The 18675-nt window shown below is 62.2% G+C and carries 15 protein-coding genes; 5 read left to right on the top strand and 10 right to left on the bottom strand.

What is annotated here, in order from left to right:
* Positions 1–61 precede the first annotated feature (61 nt).
* The 3 genes from JFU57_RS14800 (at position 62) to JFU57_RS14790 (ending at position 4244) form a co-directional block, all read left to right on the top strand.
* Positions 62–598 (top strand): RNA polymerase sigma factor, encoded by a 537-nt coding sequence (locus JFU57_RS14800; RefSeq protein WP_078473128.1) that lies wholly within the window; start codon positions 62–64, stop codon positions 596–598.
* Positions 595–1560: a FecR family protein gene (locus JFU57_RS14795; RefSeq protein ID WP_078473127.1), complete on the top strand. Its 966-nt coding sequence runs from the start codon at positions 595–597 to the stop codon at positions 1558–1560. The genes JFU57_RS14800 and JFU57_RS14795 overlap by 4 nt, the downstream gene beginning before the upstream one ends.
* A 119-nt stretch (positions 1561–1679) precedes the next feature.
* On the top strand, positions 1680–4244 hold the full coding sequence (locus JFU57_RS14790) for a TonB-dependent receptor (RefSeq protein WP_201129810.1): 2565 nt from the start codon (positions 1680–1682) through the stop codon (positions 4242–4244).
* Positions 4245–4376: 132 nt separating this feature from the next.
* Here JFU57_RS14790 and JFU57_RS14785 read toward each other — a convergent pair whose 3' ends face one another.
* From JFU57_RS14785 to JFU57_RS14750, 8 genes are all read right to left on the bottom strand, one after another.
* Positions 4377–5588 (bottom strand): ABC transporter substrate-binding protein, encoded by a 1212-nt coding sequence (locus JFU57_RS14785; RefSeq protein WP_201129808.1) that lies wholly within the window; start codon positions 5586–5588, stop codon positions 4377–4379.
* Positions 5588–6592 (bottom strand): CobW family GTP-binding protein, encoded by a 1005-nt coding sequence (locus JFU57_RS14780; RefSeq protein WP_201129806.1) that lies wholly within the window; start codon positions 6590–6592, stop codon positions 5588–5590. Before JFU57_RS14780 ends, JFU57_RS14785 begins: the two co-directional genes overlap by 1 nt.
* The gene (locus tag JFU57_RS14775) at positions 6589–6888 is read right to left on the bottom strand and encodes a hypothetical protein (RefSeq protein WP_020297472.1); all 300 of its coding nucleotides are present in this window, start codon (positions 6886–6888) and stop codon (positions 6589–6591) included. The genes JFU57_RS14780 and JFU57_RS14775 overlap by 4 nt, the downstream gene beginning before the upstream one ends.
* A gap of 13 nt (positions 6889–6901) precedes the next feature.
* The gene (locus tag JFU57_RS14770; RefSeq protein ID WP_201129804.1) at positions 6902–7651 is read right to left on the bottom strand and encodes an SDR family NAD(P)-dependent oxidoreductase; all 750 of its coding nucleotides are present in this window, start codon (positions 7649–7651) and stop codon (positions 6902–6904) included.
* Positions 7652–7802: 151 nt separating this feature from the next.
* Positions 7803–8564, bottom strand: coding sequence for an SDR family NAD(P)-dependent oxidoreductase (locus JFU57_RS14765; protein WP_078473122.1), 762 nt, complete (start codon positions 8562–8564; stop codon positions 7803–7805).
* 14 nt (positions 8565–8578) lie between these two features.
* A complete protein-coding gene (locus JFU57_RS14760) occupies positions 8579–9919 on the bottom strand; it encodes an MFS transporter (RefSeq protein ID WP_201129802.1) in 1341 nt (446 codons plus the stop codon).
* A gap of 28 nt (positions 9920–9947) precedes the next feature.
* Positions 9948–10829, bottom strand: coding sequence for a polysaccharide deacetylase family protein (locus tag JFU57_RS14755; protein WP_078473120.1), 882 nt, complete (start codon positions 10827–10829; stop codon positions 9948–9950).
* A 47-nt stretch (positions 10830–10876) separates the two neighbouring features.
* On the bottom strand, positions 10877–12238 hold the full coding sequence (locus JFU57_RS14750) for an amidase (protein WP_201129799.1): 1362 nt from the start codon (positions 12236–12238) through the stop codon (positions 10877–10879).
* Between the two features lie 368 nt (positions 12239–12606).
* Here JFU57_RS14750 and JFU57_RS14745 point away from each other — a divergent pair, with 368 nt between their 5' ends.
* Positions 12607–13608, top strand: a complete 1002-nt coding sequence (locus JFU57_RS14745) for a GntR family transcriptional regulator (protein WP_078473118.1) — start codon at positions 12607–12609, stop codon at positions 13606–13608.
* 845 nt (positions 13609–14453) lie between these two features.
* On the opposite strand, the gene JFU57_RS14740 is transcribed toward JFU57_RS14745, so the two are convergent.
* On the bottom strand, positions 14454–15077 hold the full coding sequence (locus tag JFU57_RS14740; protein ID WP_201129798.1) for a hypothetical protein: 624 nt from the start codon (positions 15075–15077) through the stop codon (positions 14454–14456).
* A complete protein-coding gene (locus tag JFU57_RS14735) occupies positions 15074–17605 on the bottom strand; it encodes a M23 family metallopeptidase (RefSeq protein ID WP_201129796.1) in 2532 nt (843 codons plus the stop codon). Before JFU57_RS14735 ends, JFU57_RS14740 begins: the two co-directional genes overlap by 4 nt.
* A gap of 623 nt (positions 17606–18228) precedes the next feature.
* Here JFU57_RS14735 and JFU57_RS14730 point away from each other — a divergent pair.
* On the top strand, positions 18229–18573 hold the full coding sequence (locus JFU57_RS14730; RefSeq protein ID WP_078470216.1) for a DUF6124 family protein: 345 nt from the start codon (positions 18229–18231) through the stop codon (positions 18571–18573).
* Positions 18574–18675: the final 102 nt, after the last annotated feature.

Genomic DNA, 18675 nt, shown 5'->3' with positions numbered 1-18675 from the left:
AATAATAATTCTCGATATCATTCGCGGCTTTCGCGTCCTTGCGTTGTCCAGAAGGGTATCCATGTCTCGTCTCAAGCCCGACCCTATGTCGGCTGACACCGTTCGCGGGTTTTATGCGGACATCCTGCATTTCCTGCGCAAGCGCACGGACAACGCCAGCGACGCGGCGGACATGACCCAGGACGTGTTCACCCAATGGCTGGACTACCGCGACCAGGCCAAAGTCGAACAACCCCGTGCCTTCCTGTTTCAGATGGCACGCAACCTGCTGCGCGATCACTGGCGACGCCAGCAGGTTCGCCATGGCGTGCACGGCGAAATCGGCAGCGACAGCGAGCCGCTGGCCGATGAACACAACGAGCCACTGCCCGCCGCCCAACGCCTGCAGAGACTGGAACAGTTGAAAGACGTCCTGGCAGAACTCTCGCCGCGCCGGCGAGAAGCCCTTATGCTGCACCGCTTCGAAGGCCTGAGTCAGGCGCAGATCGCCGAGCGCATGGGGATTTCATTGAGCATGGTGGAAAAACACATCGCCTCTGCCCTGTTGCACTGCAAGCAGCGCCTTCAACAAGCACACGGCAAGGAGCAGCCCGAATGACCCGCCTTCCCGGCACACACAGTGACATCGACAGCGACAGCATCGATGCCCAGGCCGCCAGTTGGTTTGCACGCAACCGCAACGACCCCGACCGCGACACCCGTCGCAGCTTCGAAGCCTGGGTTGCACAGCCGTTGCATGCGCGGGCCTATGCCGAATTCGAACAACTGTGGGCCGACCTTGCCGAGCTCCAGCAACTCAACCGCCCGGTGCCGTTGCCGGTGCGCAAGACGCCGCTCTGGCGCCCGGCGCTGGCCGTGGCTGCGGCCCTGGTGTGCGCGGTACTGGCGCTGAACCTGGGCACGCCGCAGTCGGCGTACACCCAGGAGGTCGCGGCCCAGGCCAAGGGCAGTCGCACCCTGAACCTGCCCGATGGCAGCACCTTGTACGTCAACGCCAACACCCGCTTGCGCATCGATTTCAGCGCCCACCAACGGGAGATCTACCTCGACCAGGGCCAGTTGTATGTGGAGGTCGCTCCCGACAAGGAACGCCCGTTGTGGGTGCACGCCGGCGAGGCCAAGGTGCGCGTGGTCGGCACCGCCTTCGATGTGCGACGTGGCCAGCGGCAGCTGGTGGTCAGCGTCGCCCACGGCCAGGTGGCGTTCACGCCGGACGGCAACCCGGCCGACAACACCCTGCTCGGCGCCCGGCAACAGGCCATCTATGACCTGGCCAAGGGCACCTTGCAACGCCAGACCTTGGCCAGCGATGACGTGGCCGACTGGCGCAACGGACGCCTGGCGTTTCGCAACCGCGAGCTGATCGGCCTGGTGGACGAACTCAACCTCTACCGCCGCCAGCCGGTGCAATTGGCAGACGGCGCCCTGGGCGCATTCAAGGTGTCGGGCAACCTCGACATCAACGATCCGGACGCCTTGATCAAGGCCCTGCCAGCGCTGATACCGGTGCGCACCGTGGCCCTGGCCGATGGCAAGATTCGCATCGAAGCCCGTCCCTGAAACTCATATGCGAATATTTTGCATTCGCATATGAGGTTTTTTTCCAGCGCCGCGTCTTCTTCCCGTCTGCGCCGTCATTGCGGTGCTTTTGGCCTTTGTTGCCATACCGGGGGGAAGTCATGTTTCGCGTGCATCAGCATCTTCAGTTCGTTTGTTCCCGTCCAACTCTGCTGGCGGTCTGCATGGCGTTCAGCCTGCAAGCCCAGGCCGAGTCGATCCATTTCCAGCTGCCGGCACAGGCACTGGCCAGCTCGCTGAGCCAGATCGCGCAACAGGCGAAGATCCAGTTGCTGTTCGACGAAGAGCTGCTGCGCAACATCAAGGCCCCGGCCCTCAACGGCGACTACAGCCCCGAGGCGGCGATTGGCGCGCTGCTCAAGAACAGTAACTTCAGCCTGGTCAAGGTCGACAACACCTACGTCGTGCGCCCCGCTGAAAACGACAGCAGCACCAGCGGTTCGGCGTTGCAGTTGGGGGCCATGAGTGTGATCGGCAATGGCCAGGAAGTGGATGCGGCCACCGTCGGCCGCTCGACCCTGAACCAGGAAGAAATGGACCGCCACCTGGCCAACAACATCCCGAGCCTGATCAACACCCTGCCCGGCGTGACTCTCGGCGGCTCGCTCAAGCCCGGTGGCCAGACCGTCAACATCTGGGGCCTGGGGGATGCCGAAGACGTCCCGATGAGCGTCGACGGTGCGACCAAGAGCGGCTTCGAGCGTTATCAGCAGGGTTCGATCTTCATCGAGCCGGAAATGATCAAGCGCGTCGAAGTGGAAAAAGGCCCGCACTCGCCCCAGACCGGCAACGGCGGCTTTGGCGGCACCATCCGCATGGAAACCAAGGACGCTCCGGACCTGTTGCAGGAAGGCCGCGATGTCGGGGCCATGGTCAAGTACGGCTACAGCAGCAACAGCCATGAACAGGCCTACACCTCGGCCGTGTATGGCCGCACCGAGGACCGTCGGTTCGACGTGCTGGCCTACTGGACCAAGCGCGACGGCGACGACATGAAAATGGCCAGCGCCCAGGCCGACCCGCGCAACGTCTACCCGGTCAACCCCAAGCGCCTGCCCAACACCGCCCAGGACCTGGAGGGCGAGCTGTACAAACTCAATATGCAACTGACCGACGAGCACCGCCTGGGCTTTACCTACATGCGCTCCGACAGCGATATCTTCGCGCCGTTTTCGGCCAAGAGTTACCCGTCGCCGCCAAGCCAGTCCGACATCAATCGCTTCGGTTATGACGGTGCCACCAAGCGTTACCTGGCCCAGCGCAACACGGTCGATACCACCTGGCAAACCAAATACGAATACACCCCGCTGGACAACCCGTGGATCGACCTGGAGCTCAAGTATTCCAACTCCAAGACCGAGCAGACCGACGAGCGCGGCCCGACCGCCTTCTATCAGCCGACCTCGGGCGGACGCAAGATCACCGTGGGTTATGAAGACAAGATCCTCGAGTTGAAGAACGTCAGCCGCTTCGAAACCGGCCCGCTGCAACATGCATTGACCAACGGCGTGCAGATCCGCAAGCACACCCGCGAAGTCGACATGTGGATGCCCGGCAAAACCTACGAGGTGGCCCAGTACAACTACGGCCATTACCAGCCGGGCTTCATGCCCCATGGCAAGGTCGACAACAACGCCTTCTACATCCAGGACGCGGTGAGCCTGGGCAACTTCACCCTGACCCCGTCCCTGCGCTACGACTATGTGCGCAACCGCGGCGAGAAAAACGACGCGCCGCTGTACAACAGCCCAGATCCCAAGGCCGGTCACGACTACAGCGACAAGACCTACACCGGCTGGTCGCCGCGCCTGTCGGCCTTCTGGACGGTGACCCCGGAGGTTGCCCTGTTCGCCGACTACAGCAAGACCTGGCGCGCGCCGGTGATCGACGAACAGTATGAAGTCCAGTCCCCGAGTTCGACCCGCTCGGCCACCAGCCGCAACCTCGACCCGGAGCGGATCACCGCCCTGCGTGCAGGTAACGTCACCAGCTTCTCGAAGATCCTCACCGACTCCGATGCGGCGCAAATCCGCACCACGCTTTATCACAACACCATCAAAGACGAGATCATGAAAAACCTCGGGATCGGTTGCCCGGAGCAATTGATCAACGGCCAGAGCATCAGCCAGGTGTGCAGCGGCTCGCCGATCTCGGTGTACCGCAACATCGGCGACCTGACCATCAAGGGCATTGATATCGAAAGCTTCTACGACTCGACCTATGTGTTCGGTTCGCTGTCGTATTCCTGGATCACCGGCAAGCACGAGGGCGCCTACACCAACCCGTGGGGGCCGAATGTCTGGGCGCGGGATATTCCGCCGAGCAAATGGGTGGCGACCCTGGGCTTTAAAATCCCGCAGTGGGATGCGCAAGTGGGCTGGCAGGGGATGTGGATGCGCCAGACCGACCGCGTGCCGAGCGACAAGTACGCCAAGGGCCCGGCCAGTGTCCTGGGCGACAGCAGCTGGGACCAGTACGAGAATGATCGCTTCAACGTGCAGGGCCTGTTCGCCAGCTGGAAACCGCAGCAGGCGTACCTCAAGGGCACCGAGGTCAACTTCACCCTGGATAACATGTTCAACCGCGACTACCGCCCGCCGCTAAGCGGCGAAAACGCCACCAGCCTGGGCCGCAACGCCAAGGTCAGCGTGACAAGGTTCTTCTGAACCGCTGTAGCCATCACGGACGCCGTGGAGTTTCAGGAAAACAACGGCGTCTTCAAGGGCCAACGTCCGAACGTGGCCCGAGCCTTCGGCAGCGGCTACAGATGCGGGTGCGCGGGGTTTAGGGAAAGAAGGTCAACCCTTCCCGCGTCCTGCGCTTTTGCTCCCGGCGCGCAGGAAATCGCCCCAGCGGCGCACCAGATAATTGTGCTCATCCATCACCGAATTCCACACCGCGATATGCCCCATGCGCTGCTCGTAGGAGCCGCCGTCGCGGGTCTCGCCGATTTCGATCAAGGGCTCGCCATCGCTGCCCGGCAACTGCTCGCGGGCCGGCTTGCCGGCGTACCAGTAATCCCATTCGGCACTGCTCAGGTGGTCGCGGCTGCGAGCCGGGTTGCCGATGTAATAACCCTGGCGCGCCATTACCGCGCCAGGCCAGCCCGACAACCACCAATTGAGGTAGGCGTAGGCCGCATCCAGCACCGGCCCCTGGGCATGGCGCGACAACGACAACCCGCCAAACCACGCGCGGTACCCTTCGCGCGGCACCGCCAGGCGGTATTTGACCCCGGCCCGATGCAGGCGCATCAGGGTCGGTGACCACAGGCTCTGGATATCGATGCACGGGCTGAGCATCAATTGCGCGGCTTCTTCATCGTCCGACCAGAACGCCGCAAAATGCCCCTCGCGCTGCTTGCGCACAAGAATCTGCGCCAGGCTGTCGATCTCCTCGATGCTCAGGTTGCCGATGTCCTTGAACGACGCCAACCCACTGCCCTGAATCGCCAGGGCCGCGTCCAGCGCACCAATCGCCGCGTCGCTTTGCAGGGCGATTCGCCCGCTCCAGGCCGGGTCGAGCAACCAGCCCCAGCTCTCATTGGCGCAACTCAAACCGGCCGGCAAGCGCTCCGGGCGGTAGGCAAAACTGTCGGCATTGTGGGTCAGCGGCAACATGCTGATGCGCTCGCTGACCGCACTGCCGAGGCTGCCATCGTGCTGCACGAACAGCCGCTCGCTGGGCACGCTGCCACTGCCCAGGCGATCGCTGGCCGACAGCCGCCCGCGCTTGGGCAGGTCGTTGATTTCATGCCACAGGGCAATGCGCCGGGTATCGATCGGCTGGATCGCCCGCGCCGGCCAGACAAAGTCGACGTTGTGAAACCACTGGTCATAGAGGTCGTAGCTGTCGGGCTGCATCACCGCGATTCGCTGCGCCTGCTCGACGTCGTGCACCTGGTACACCAGACGGATGCCCAGGTCCTGCTCGGCGCGGACCCGCAGCGATTCCAGCAAGGTCACCGAGGTGCCCAGGACCCGCAACGTGATCGGTTGCGTGCCACTCATCAGGCAGGCTCCCCGGGGGCCGGGGCAAAACTGCGGGCAAACACCTCGAAGGAACGGCGCAGCTGGGCCGGGTCCAGCCCACGCAGAATAAACACCAGCCGCGAATGCCGATCGCTGCCGGGCCAACGGGCAAGGTGCACGGGAGCGTGCAGACAATGCTGCACACCATGGATGACGATAGGGGCTTGGCTGGCGTTCACGTTGAGCAATCCTTTGACGCGCAGAATACGTTCGCCGTGGCATCTTAGCAGCATCGACAGCCAGACCCCGAAGCCGACCCAATCCAGGGGCTGCTCGAACTCCAGGCAGCACACCTGCGCCGCGCCATGCTGCGCAGTTACAGGCTGCACGCGTTGCAACTGCCAGCGCGCGACCTCGACTTCAGGCTGTGCGCTGCGCACGCCCTCGCCCAGCAACAGTTGCTCGCCGCTGTGCACAGCATGGCTGTCGAGCATCGGTGCGCCGGGGTTCAATACCTGCAACCGCTCGCGCAACCGGGCCACCAACGCGGGTTCGGTGCAGTCGGTCTTGCTCAGCAGCAGACGATCGGCCGCTGCCACCTGGGCCAGCCATTCCGGGTGAATCCGTTCTTGCAACTGGGCATGACTGGCGTCCACCAGGGTCACCACCAGGCCGATATGAAAGCGCCCGCGCAGTTGCGGGTCGTTGTTCAAGGTGGCGAGGATCGGTGCCGGATCGGCCAGGCCGGTGGTCTCCAGAATCACCCGGCGAAAGGCCGGGATCTCGCCGCGATTGCGGCGCGCCAGGAGGCCGAGCAACGCGTCCTTGAGCTCACCGCGAATCGAGCAGCAGATGCAGCCGCTGGGCAGCAGCACGGTGTCGGGCGCGACCTCCTCCACCAGCAGATGGTCGATGCCGACGTCGCCGAATTCGTTGATCAGCAGCGCCGTGTCACCCAGGCTTTCGCCCTGTAACAGGCGGTTGAGCAAGGTGGTCTTGCCGCTGCCGAGAAAGCCGGTGATCACGTTCAGGGCGATGCTCATCGGCCGTGCTCCAGGTGCTGTAACAGGCCGGGATCCAAGGGATCCAGCGGGCGGCCGAGCATGGCTTCGGCCTGGCCCCAGAGCTGCTCCAGGCCGCTGGCCAGTTCCTGGCGTCCGGTGGCGCCGAGCAGCAGGTAGGCCGAGCCCTGGAAGTCCTCGACCTTGAGCCGCCAGGGCGCCAGTACCCGGTTGATCGCGGCGATCCGACGCAAGCGTTCGCGGCGCCGGGGCAGTTCACCGCCCAGGGGGTCGCTCCAGTGCACGTCCTCGCCCAACAAACCGCACAAACCACACATGTTCAGGCCTCCTTCAAGGCATGACGTCGCCGGAGTTCGGGCCCAGGGTCTGGCCGACAAACAGGTTGCCCCCCGGCTCGCTGGCCAGCAGCACCGCGACCGGCGCCACTTCATCGGCCAGGCCGAAACGCCCAAGGGGCAGCTCGGCGGCCTTGGCGGCTTTCCAGGCGCTGCTGATGCCGGCCACCAGCGGTGTCTCGATCGGCCCCGGGGCAATGGCGTTGACCAGCACATTGTCCTTGGCCACTTCCAGGGCCAGGGACTTGGTAAAGCCGATCACCCCGGCCTTGGCCGCGGCGTAGTGAGTCAGCTCGGCGCCGCCCTTGATCCCCAGTTGCGAGGCGACGTTGATGATCCGCCCCCAACCTTGCGCCAGCATGTGCGGCAAGGCGCGCTGGCTGGCGACGAAGACGCTGGTGAGGTCGACCCGCAGCATGTCGTTCCACATCTCGATGCTGAGGTCGACGCAGCGTGCCTGGGTCAGCATGCCGGCGTTGTTCACCAGGATATCGATGCCGCCAAACTGCGCGACACAGGCATCGACCCCGGCCTGGGCGCCTTCGACGCTGCCGACATCGGCCACGCATTCGAACACCTGCGCCCCCAAGTCACGGCAGGCCCGGGCGCTTTCGGCCAGGCGGGCGGGGTCGCGATCAGCCAGCAACAACCGCGCACCGGCCACCGCATAAGCCCGGGCGATGGCCGCCCCGATACCACTGCCGGCCCCGGTGATCACGGCGCGGCGATTGGACAGTTGAGACATGGGAAACTCCTGTAGCAAAAATTCTGTGACCGCTGCCGCGAGGCTGAGCGGGCCTGAAAAAACACCCCTTATTTAACCGACACTCCTATGGCGTTCGTTATGGCCAGCGCAGCCTGGCGGCAGCGGCTACAGGTAGATGTCGGGTGGTCGGTCAATCAGGCCAGCGCACGGTCAGGCCGCCGTCGATGATGATGCTTTGCCCGGTCAGGTAGCTGGCTTCGTCGCTGGTGAGGAAGCGCACCAGCGACGCCACTTCATCGGCGCGCCCGACCCGCCCCAGGGGGATGGCCTTGGCGGCTTTGGCCAGGCCTTCCGGGCCCAGGGAGTTTTGCCTGTCCAGGGACTGCGGGGTTTCGATCAGCCCCGGGATCACCGCATTGCAGCGGATGCCGCGCCCTGCCAGTTCCACCGCCAGCGAACGGCACAAGCCCGGCACACCGGCCTTGGCCGCCGCGTAATGAGCGTGGTCCTGCCAGCCATATACGCCGCCGGCAATCGACGAGATCGCCACCAGCGCACCGCCCTCGCCCATGTGCCGTACCGCTGCGCGAAAGGTGCGCATGACCCCGGTCAGGTCGACGTCGAGCATGGCGTTCCAGGCCTGATCGGTCATCTCCAGCAACGGCGCGCGGCGCAGCAGGCCGGCGTTGGCCACCGCGTAATCCAGGCGGCCAAAGGTCTGCACCGCCTGCTCGGCCAGCGCGTCCACCGACTGGCTGTCAGTAACATCCAGGGGCAGCATCAGGCACTGGCCGCCGGCCTCCTCAACCAGGTTCCGGGTGATCTGCGGGTCATGGGGATCGGCCGGGAAATACCCGCCGACCACCGCCACCCCACGCTGGGCATACGCCACTGCCAGGGCCTGACCGATGCCGCTGGCGGCACCGGTGATCAATGCGACTTTCTGAGTCATGGGAGTCTTTTTCCTTATTTCACGGTTTCAGGACGCACATGGCGCGCAGCGAACATCAGCGCCCCCGAGAGGAAGCAAGGCAGTGCGCCGAAGTACAGGGCCGAGGTCTGCCAGTCGCCACCGGCCGACAGCACCTGAGTCGCGCCAAAGCCCGCCACCACCGCGCCGATCGGGCCCATGGCGTGGATGATCGCGCCGCCGGTGGCGCGGATGCTGGTGGGGAAGCTTTCACTGATGAAGAACAGCGCCGCCGAGTAAGGACCGATCAGGAAGAACAGGCCCAGGCTGTACAGCCCGACCACCGTCGGCATGTTGCTCGGGCCGTAGAGCATGCCGGCGAACGACAGGCCGCCGAGCATCCAGCCCAGGCCGATAACGTTGCGCCGGCCGATCTTGTCGCCCATCCAGCCGTGACTCAGGTAGCCGCAGTAGCCCACCAGGTTCGACAGCACGAGGATGATCAGCGAGTTCTCGAACGAGAGGTGATGCACGCTGACGATCACCGAAGTGCCGAGCACGCTGAACACCTGGATCGCCGCCCAGTTGAGCAGGATCGCCGCGCCGATCACCAGGGTCGCGCGGCGCGAGGTGCCGCGAAATGCCGCCTTGAGGCCGGCCTTGCTGTGTTCGTCGTAGTCCACGCCGTAGGTGCTGGCCACCGCTTGCGCTTCGCTGACCGCGCCGCTTTTGCGCAACTGGGTGATGCGTTGGTGAATCTGGAACTGCGGGCTCTCCTTGAGCTTGCGCGCCATGAGCGCGATGACGATGGCCGGGATCGCGGCGAAGATAAAGCAGCCCTGCCAGCCAATGATCGGCAGCAGCACCGCAGTCAACCCAGCGGCGATCAAGGCCCCGACCGGCCAGCCGCCCTGCACCAGGCTGTAGATAAAGCCCCGGCGCTTGGCCAGCTTCGGGTCATCCGAGGCGGCGTACAGCTCGCTGAGGTAGGTGGCGTTGACCGTCTCTTCGGCATACCCCAGGCCGCCCAGGGAACGGATCAGAATCAGCGGCGACTTGCCCCAGGCACCGCCGATGGCGGTCAAGGCCGAGCACAGGGCCGAGCCGGCGACGGTGAAGATAATCCCGGTGCGCCGCCCCAGCTTGTCCACCAGCGGGCCGATGGCCAGGGCCACCACCGCGGTGCCGACCGCGACCCAGGTAGCAATCTCGGCCTGCTCGACCTCGCCCCAGCCAAAATGCCGGCCGATTTCCGGGAGCAAGGTGCCAAACAGAATGAAGTCGTACACCGCAAACACCCAGGCGAAAAACGCGATCCAGGTGGCAAAGCGCACTTGGGCCGGGGTCAACTGCTGGGGTTTCCAGCCAGTCAGGTCGAGCTTGTTGTAGATAGACATGGATCGCGCCTCAAGTAAGTTGCGGTGATCAGCGGTTACGGGGGTTACGGCGGATAAAGTCGTCGGCGATCTCGTCGAAGGTGACGAAGCGCACGCCAGCATGGCTCTGGATGTGTTCGATCAGGCGTTCGAGCATCAGCAGCACTTGCGGGCGGCCGGAAACGTCGGGGTGGATGGTCATGGTGAACACCGCGTGTTCGTGCTCGCGGTAGACCCAGTCGAACTGGTCGCGCCACATTTCTTCGAGGTGACGCGGGTTGACGAAGCCGTGGCTGTTGGGCGATTTCTTGATAAACATCATCGGCGGCAGGTCATCGAGGTACCAGTTGGCCGGGATCTCCACCAGCTCGGTTTCCTGGCCGCGCACCAGGGGCTTCATCCAGGTGTCGGGGTGCTGGCTGTAGTCGATCTTGGTCCAGCTGTCGCCGACCCGCACGTAGTACGGATGGAAGTCGTTATGCATCAGGCTGTGGTCGTACTTGATGCCCTTTTTCAGCAGCAGTTCGTTGGTCACCTTGCTGAATTCCCACCAGGGCGCGACGTAGCCGGTGGGGCGTTTGCCGGTGACCTGGGTGATCAGCTCGATGGACTTGTCGAGGACGATTTCTTCCTGCTCGGCGGTCATCGCAATCGGGTTTTCATGGCTGTAGCCGTGCACGCCGATTTCATGGCCGGCGTCCGCCACGGCCTTCATTTGCTCGGGGAAGGTTTCCATCGAGTGCCCGGGAATAAACCAGGTGGTCCGCAGGCCGTAGCGCTCGAACAGCTTGAGCAGGCGTGGCGCGCCGATCTCGCCGGCGAACAGGCCACGGGAGATATCGTCCGGGGAATCTTCACCGCCGTAGGAACCGAGCCAGCCGGCCACCGCGTCCACGTCGACACCAAATGCACAGAGAATTTCTTTAGCCATGAGCGGCCTCCAATCGTTGCGTGTTGTTGGAAAGGGCAAAGGGAATTTCAGGAATCGAGCAGCGCTGCCTCCACCGACAACGCAGCGCGCAGCAGGCGCGCGTCCTCGCCCTGGGGCAGGCTGAGCAGCACGCCAGTGGGCAGGCCCTGGGCATCGCAGCCGCTGGGCAGGCTGACGCCGGGCATATCCAGCAGGCTGCCGGGCATGGTCAGGCGCAGGGTGGCGAGGTTGGTCTGGGCAAACAGTGAGTCGTCGGCCTCAAGCGGCGCCAGGGGCGGCGCAACATGGGCCACGGTCGAGGTCAGCAGCAGCGCGCCGTCGAGCTCGGCCTGCAACTGTTGCTGCAACACCCGGCGCGCCTGGTACAGCTTGAGCAATTGGCTGGCCGGCATAGCACGCGCGGCCTCCAGGCGCCGCCGCACGCGGGGGTCGAGGTGCTCGGCTTCGGGGCTGTCGAGCAGGCTCTGATGCAGGGCAAAGGCTTCGGCCGCGCCCAGCCAGCCGTGGTCGGCGATCAGTTGCAGGCTGGCCTGGAACGCCGGCAGCGGGCGCACTTCCAGCAGCGCTCCGGCACTGCGCAGGCGTTCAACCGCAGCCAGCAGATTGGCCCGCACTGCGGGCTCGACGCGGGCATCTTCCAGCACTGTTTGCTCAACCCACACCCGTTGCCCGGCCAGGCTGCGCACCGGTGGCGACTGGCGTGGATCATGGCCGCGCAGCAGTTCATCGAGCAGCCAGGCGTCACGCACGCTGCGGGTCAACGGACCAAGGCTGTCGAGGCTGCGGGCCAGGGGGAAGACCCCATCGCGGCTGTAGCGCCGGCAACTGCTGCGAAACCCAACCAGGCCATTGAACGCCGCCGGGATGCGAATCGAACCGGCAGTGTCGGTGCCCATGGCCAGCGGCACGATTCCGGCCGCCACCGCCACCGCCGAGCCCGACGACGAACCGCCAGGCACCCGCGGCTGGGCATCGCTATGGGGGTTGAGCGGCGTGCCGAAGTGCGGGTTCAGGCCAAGCCCGGAATAGGCGAACTCACTGAGGTTGGTCTTGCCCAGGCTGACCAGGCCGGCGCGGCTGAGCTGAGCCACGCTGTGGGCATCCAGCAGGGCCGGGGCGATTTCGCGGCGCACCGCCGCGGCCGCCGTGGTGCGACTGCCGGCGAGGTCGAACAAATCTTTCCAGGCCAGTGGCACGCCATCCAGGGCGCTCAGGGGTTGCCCATCACGCCAGCGCGCGGCAGCGGCTTCGGCTTCCCGCCGCGCCCGCGTCGGGCTCAAGGCGATAAAGACGTGGGGCGTACGTTCGGCCTGTTGCAGCGCCTGTTCCAGCACCTGCACCGGGTCGTTGCGACGCTGGGCAAACTCGGCGGCCAGCGCAGTGGCGTCCAACAGCGGTGAAGGGGTCATGGCGGGTACTCCAAATCCAGATAAAATGTACTAATTATTAAAATGTACGTTTTATACAGAGCAGGTTCCGTGCCATCTGGAGTTCGCCTTGGGCAGGTAGGGTCTGTCGAATCATGCCGAATGGGGCAACAGGACCGGTGTAGAGAGGATGAATAAGGAGAACGGGATGCCGACGGACGGAAAATCGGATCGGTAAAGGACTCACCATTGAAATAATGTACCTTTTACTAAAAAGTACATTTTAGTGCAGAAAAGTAACATTCCCCCTCTCCAAGCCCCAGGACGGGGCACAAAAACGTGGCGCGCAGTGACACTGGCCAACTGTGAGAGAATCCCCGGCCATCGCCGCACAGCCCCCAGAGGAACCGATGAAAGCAGCACCCGCCGAGGATCCACGCACCGCATCGCGCTACGCGATGATCCGTCAGGTATTACGTGACGCGATCATCCAGGGCACCGCCTTGCAGGGCCTGGTGTTGCTGGAGGCGCCGCTGGCGGAACTGTTCGGCACCAGCCGCGTGCCGGTGCGCAAGGCCCTGAACCTGCTGCACGACGAAGGCCTGATCAGCCGCTTCGATGGCCGCGGCTACCTGATCAACCCCGAAGGCCTGGCCATCGAGCCATTACGCCTGCCCTTGAGCCATACCCACCTCGGCCTGGACAGCGGCGAAGAGCTGGTGGACACCCGGCCCCTGGGGGAACGGATCTACGAGGAAATCGGCAGCGCGCTGTCGACCTGCATCGCCTTCGGCCATTACCGCCTCGACGAACAGGCCGCCGCCGAGCACTACGGCGTCAGCCGCGCGGTGGTGCGCGAGGCCTTGATGCGCCTGCGCGATCGCGGGCTGGTGGAAAAGGAACCCTACTCGCAATGGCTGGCCGGACCGCTGACCGCCCGCGAAGTCACCGAAGACTACGAACTGCGCGCCTGCCTCGAACCCGAAGCCCTGCGCCAGAGCGCCCCGGGGCTGAGCCGCGACGTCTTGGAAGCCATGCTGGAACGCATCACCCAGGCACAACAGGTCGAGCATTGCAGCCTGCAACAACTGGAGCGCATCGAAGAAGACCTGCACCAGCACTGCCTCGCCGGCCTGCAGAATCGCAAAATGGCAACCCTGATCCGCCAGGCCCAGAGCCCGATGATCATCAGTCGGATTTTCTACCGCCTGCTGGGCATCGGCGCCGACCCGGCGATGCTCGCCGAACACCGCCTGATCCTCGAACTGCTGCTGCACGGCGCCTTCGACGCCGCCGCCCTCAACCTCAAGGAACACCTGCAACGCGCCCGCCAACGCATGCTGCAACGCCTGAAAGTCCTGTCGGTCGTCCCCGAACAGGAACTGCCGGCCTTTCTTAGCAAAATCAGCTAAGCCCTAGCCCGCCCTGATAACGGGGTAGTCACCAATCTGTAGCCGCTGCCGTCAGGCTCGGGCCGCGTGTGGGCGCTGGTCCGAACAGACGCCGTGGTAATCCGGAAGGAATGCGGTGTTTCGAAGGGCCAGCGCAGCCTCGCCTTTCACTCGCTATCTGCCGGTAAAAAGCGGATGGAGCGAATAATGTCGAGGACCTCCGGTAAAGCCTCCTCTGAAGTGGGAAGAACCGATTTGTTTCGGGCTTGCCAGATTTCGCGAGGGTCGGCGCCGAGCCGGATACCGCCATTTCTGGTGATTAGCGTATGGTTTTCATCGCCCATACATAGGCTGAGGATGCGTGATCAAGGCGGGGCGACACCGGTGTAAGTTGAATATAGGCTTCAGTGTAATAGTACGAATTAAGTGAGCCTAACTTCCGTATCTGAATATCGCGAATATCTTCTGCAAATAGTTCACGGTACTCCTTGAACTCCATCGGACATACCTTAGTGGCTGCGCCTGGTCGGAAACCAAAGTAGAGCGATGGCGGCTTCTTGCCATTCACACGCCGCACACCGTGGCAGTGGGAAAGATACTTTGATCAAGTAACAGCGCTTGCGTGTAGGCATGGGCGCGATAACGCTCGTCCAAGTCGTTGAGCTACGGGCGGATACGGGTAACATGAACGGACAGTTTGATCAAGCAACTCAAGCATCGGAAGAATACATGTTAGTAACAGGTGAGATGTAGCCCAGACCATTGTTGGCTGCGGGCATGAAAAAACGGTGAAAATCAATATACCAACCACAGCAGATCAACATAATAAAACTCGAAAATAAATATTGATAAACCCTATAAATTCATCACTCAACAGAAAGGCTTTTGATGACCTCGGCTTGCCAGCTTTTTTGTGATGCAAACCCACTATTCCTGGCCGAACCAAGACTGCATAGAGCTAGAGAAATTGCGGTAGTTTTGCCGTAAAGTACGCCATCCCAACATTCGTATATCTCTTTGACCGGCGTTAATATTTGCCCGCTTTTATCTGGTTTATCATAAGTAACTTCAAGCTCGGAAACGATGACAATATCTCTCTTCCCTTCTGTGAGCCCAAGAAGCTTCTGAGATCTTACTTGATGCTGCGTGACATCTCTCTGAGCATCGTAGTAATCGGTTCGCGTCGACATCGGAGACTCTTCAGACAATCGAATTGCCCCTACAAGTTTTTTCTCAGTCAAATACTCTTTATTGGATGACACTGACCCGTAGAAGAAGGGACTTTGTGTTTTATCTTGATATATAAATCCACATATTTTCTCGTCATAAACAAACGTACGTTCTGAACTGAAGGAGAAGCCGCATGCCGATAGCAAGTCATAATAGTGTTTCTGCAAAATATCGAATGATGATTTATGTGCACCGCCCTCCGAAGCGATGGAAAAAATCGAGACCACAGAGAGAAAGAAAAACATTAATACCTTACTCATGGTTTTAAGTTCCCATCTGGAAGATTGGTAGTCACATCATCACTGAGCATTTTGTAAGCGTACTTGAAATATCTGATGCGTCGATCCAGGTGCAACGCAGCCCTGTTAACTTGGCGCGTTACATTTAAAACGTCTGCTGACACCGTCTGTTCATCAGTGAGCACCTGAAATATCGAGCTGTCGGCCCGGGTGTTTATATTTGTCTTGCCATCTAATACCCATCTATAGGGTTTCAAGCTGCCCGGAGGGTTGGCATATCTATCTCGTGTGGCTTCAGCTGCCCAATAGAAGCCGGATGCGTCGACTGCAACGTACGCATCTGACTGCAGGAGGAGCTGATTTGGCTCGGTGGTGTAAGTGGCATTGCGATATTTCTCATATCGATCGTAGTTCACACGCCCTGTTACCTGGATGACTCCTCTCCCTCGGAACCGAACGCCGTCTCCAGGTTGCGTATTTCCGAGATCTGCTCGATCTTCGTACACGGCACCACTCGCATATTCGCGGACTGTCTGAAGACCGTCCGTTTCTTGCGCGATCTGTCCCCAGAAATGTGCCGTCCGCAGCGCGGATAGAAGATAGTATTTCCTTCTGACCAGATTCAGTACCACCCACATACGTGGAGGGAGTAAATGCTGTTCAGTAGATTGGCCATTACGGATTAGGGTTATCGCTCGGTCGTATGTTAGGCCGATACCTTTAGCGGGCAGCAGTTGTACCGTCTCCAATTGGCTCAACCACCCACACCTCTTGAAGACCTCAATAAACCGCAACGGATGAAAGTGATAGTGCACCTTGCCCAAGGCCAGCCCCTCTTTCACCGCATCCTCCCAAAACGCCAGCGCTCCATGGTGGCGCTTGAGCTTGTCGTAGGCCTCAGGTGACAGGCACAGGCTGAGCAGCACGTTGGCCGGCACGTCGTTTGGATCGTCGCCTTTGATCCAGCCCCAGCGCTGGTCGAAGTCGTCGCGCGACCACTCGGTAGGGAGTTTGGCCACGCAGTAGCTCAGGCGCTTGCGCATGCTGGCGTTGTGGATCTTGGCGTAGGCTCGGGCAAGGCGGTCTTTGTAGTGCATGGCCGTGTCCAACGCCTTGGCGGCGGCATGCACGGCTTCGCCCAGCACTCCCGGCAAGCTCGGCGCGGGGTTGGGGGTGGGCGCCATGGGCTCGATCAGGTCCAGTAACTGTTTCGAGTCGCAGCGACTGTTGCCATCGGTGTCGTCGTCGATAAAGGTCCAGCCGAGCCAGTCGGGGAAATCGGCGTCGCTGTATACCTTGACCCCTGCCGGGTTGAGGTCGACGAACGCTTGCACGCCGCCCGGGGTGACGATCTTGCGTACATGGGGCAGACGCCCGCCTTGCATGTCCGTCGTGGCAGGTGCATCAGGACCGAGGATGCGTCCGAAGCGCAGCATTTCATAACCGGCGCTGGGGCAGCCGGGGTAGTGTTTGACCGCGGTTTTATACAGGTTGTAGCCACCCTCGGGTTCCGTACAGCGGCCGATCACGACGCCCTCGCGGTCGCGGGTGGTGAGGATGATGGTTCCTCGCACTTCGCTCAGGCTGATGATGAGATCAGCCGGTGTCCGACCACTGCGGGTGGCGTGCCAGTGACGCCAATCTTCCAGGGACAGGTCAGCGGGCGGTGCGTTCGCCGCGGCGCCGTACTGGGCCGGTACGCGGATGGTGCGCTTGGCGACCGTGGTTGCCGCCGCCACCGTTGACCACCAGTTGGCCGCTTGGGCGGCTGTGCCGTTGAGCCGGCGGATGCGTTCAGGCGTGGTGTGGAAGCGTTGCGCGACTGAATTGAGGCTGTCGTTGATGCCCCCCGAACCCGGGTGACTGGTGCGCACCACATAAGCCTTGCTCTCGGTACGAGGGTCCTGGGCGTAGAGCACCGTGTTGGCGGGCAGCACGATATGCATATCGCCCCATACGCTGGTGCGCCGGCCTTGCGGGGCGGTCAGTGGACCGGCACTGCGGCCCATGAGGGCTTCCACGTTGCGCTGGTCGGCGACGATCTCGAAGTGGATACGATTGGGTTTTCCGTAGACGGCCCCGGCCTTGCCGATCGAGTCTTTGCGATAAACCTTGTCGCCTTTTTTCAGCGGCGTTTCGGTGCCCGGTTTGTTGGCCACGGTGTGCAGGTGCTGGTAGATGGAATAGAAGGTCACGCTCACCCCTTCGCCGATCTCGGTTTGGTGCTTGATGAGCATGACGCCATTGCTGGTCCAGCCGGTGTAGTACAGCAGTGGGTGGGCAACCTGGACCTCGGCGCTGGCGCTGTTGAGCGGCATCGGGTCGCTGTGACGGGAAAACACGACCTCACCATCGGCGATGGCGCGAACGGGCTCTGGATCGCTCGGTGCGCCTGGGGCTACCAGGTGCACGCCGCCATGCCAGCCGAACTGGTGGCTGACGGGAAAGGCCCCTTTGCCGCTTTTCTCGCCCAGATTGAAGGTGCCATCGTCGATCGTATCCGTCTCTTGAAGATCGGCGTTGCGCAGGAAGGGGAAGCTGACAAGCATCTAGAGCACTCCTGGGGCCGGGCCGCTACTCGGACAGTGGCAGGCTGGTGGGATCGAGAGGGAGAACCGACATCGGCTGACCATCAGTAACTCCCTGTCACTGAGTCCTTGGGTTTTAGAGATCTGAGCCTATGCAGGTGTGCAGGACCTTCCATGGCTGAGGGAATCTAGGGCTGAGGTCGAGTGCGGGAATATAAGGAGAGTCTGAAACTCACTTGGGGCGGAGAGAGAGTGCGTTGACAGTGAGGAGAAGCTCCCTCGCCATAGGTGCCAGGGCCATATACCGCTGAGCCGTGAAGAGGTTTCGCTTTGTTTTGTAGGGCGTTTCCTAGAGAATCCAAAACGCCTTTGAGCACCTTGTACAGCTCATACCGATCCGGCAGTCTCCGTGCGTCGCTGCAAAAACAGCGGCCCGGATGTGGAAGTTCGGGATTGAGTAAGCATGAGTGCTCTTGAGCAAGCGTCGATGCATTTTCATCGACGGCGCTTTATGGCAGTTGTGCGCGGGACACCTTCGGGTGTGCCGGGTTACTCAGTCCCGGTCTTCCACACCCACGCACAGCTGCCACCCCTCATGTGGAAGTGAGCTTGGCAGTCGGACAACTACTGAGTGAGTCACACACATGAAAAAGCTCGTCCCCGATCCACCCCACCAGCAACGCCGTGACCCAGACTTGGATCGCGCCAACGCCCACCTGCTCCAATCCCTGAAAAACACCCGACCTCGCCCCTTTGGCCTGCGCGATGCCCAGGGTCATGCGCTGTTCGCCGTGCAACCCGGGGTCAATGCCGAAGACGCGCTGATGCACGTCGCGCTGCTGCTGAAATGCGCCGAAGAGGTGTCCGATGAAATCACCGAACGTGCCAGCGGCATCGAGCGCGGGCTGATCTGGTCCATGGTGCACTCGGTGGAAATGGCCCGGGCGGTGGTGGAAGCATTGCTCGACGGTGCCCGTACCCGCGATTGACGCCGCCTTGTAGCCGCTGCCGAGTTCGCGAGGCTGCGCTGGCCCTGATAGGTGCCGTGCACTTTCAGGCAAATCGCCTGTGTTGCGAAATGGTCAGCGCAG

Origin of the sequence: Pseudomonas sp. TH07, from assembly GCF_016651285.1 — a bacterium.
Classification (GTDB): domain Bacteria; phylum Pseudomonadota; class Gammaproteobacteria; order Pseudomonadales; family Pseudomonadaceae; genus Aquipseudomonas.
This window is presented reverse-complemented; position numbering and strand designations above follow the sequence as displayed.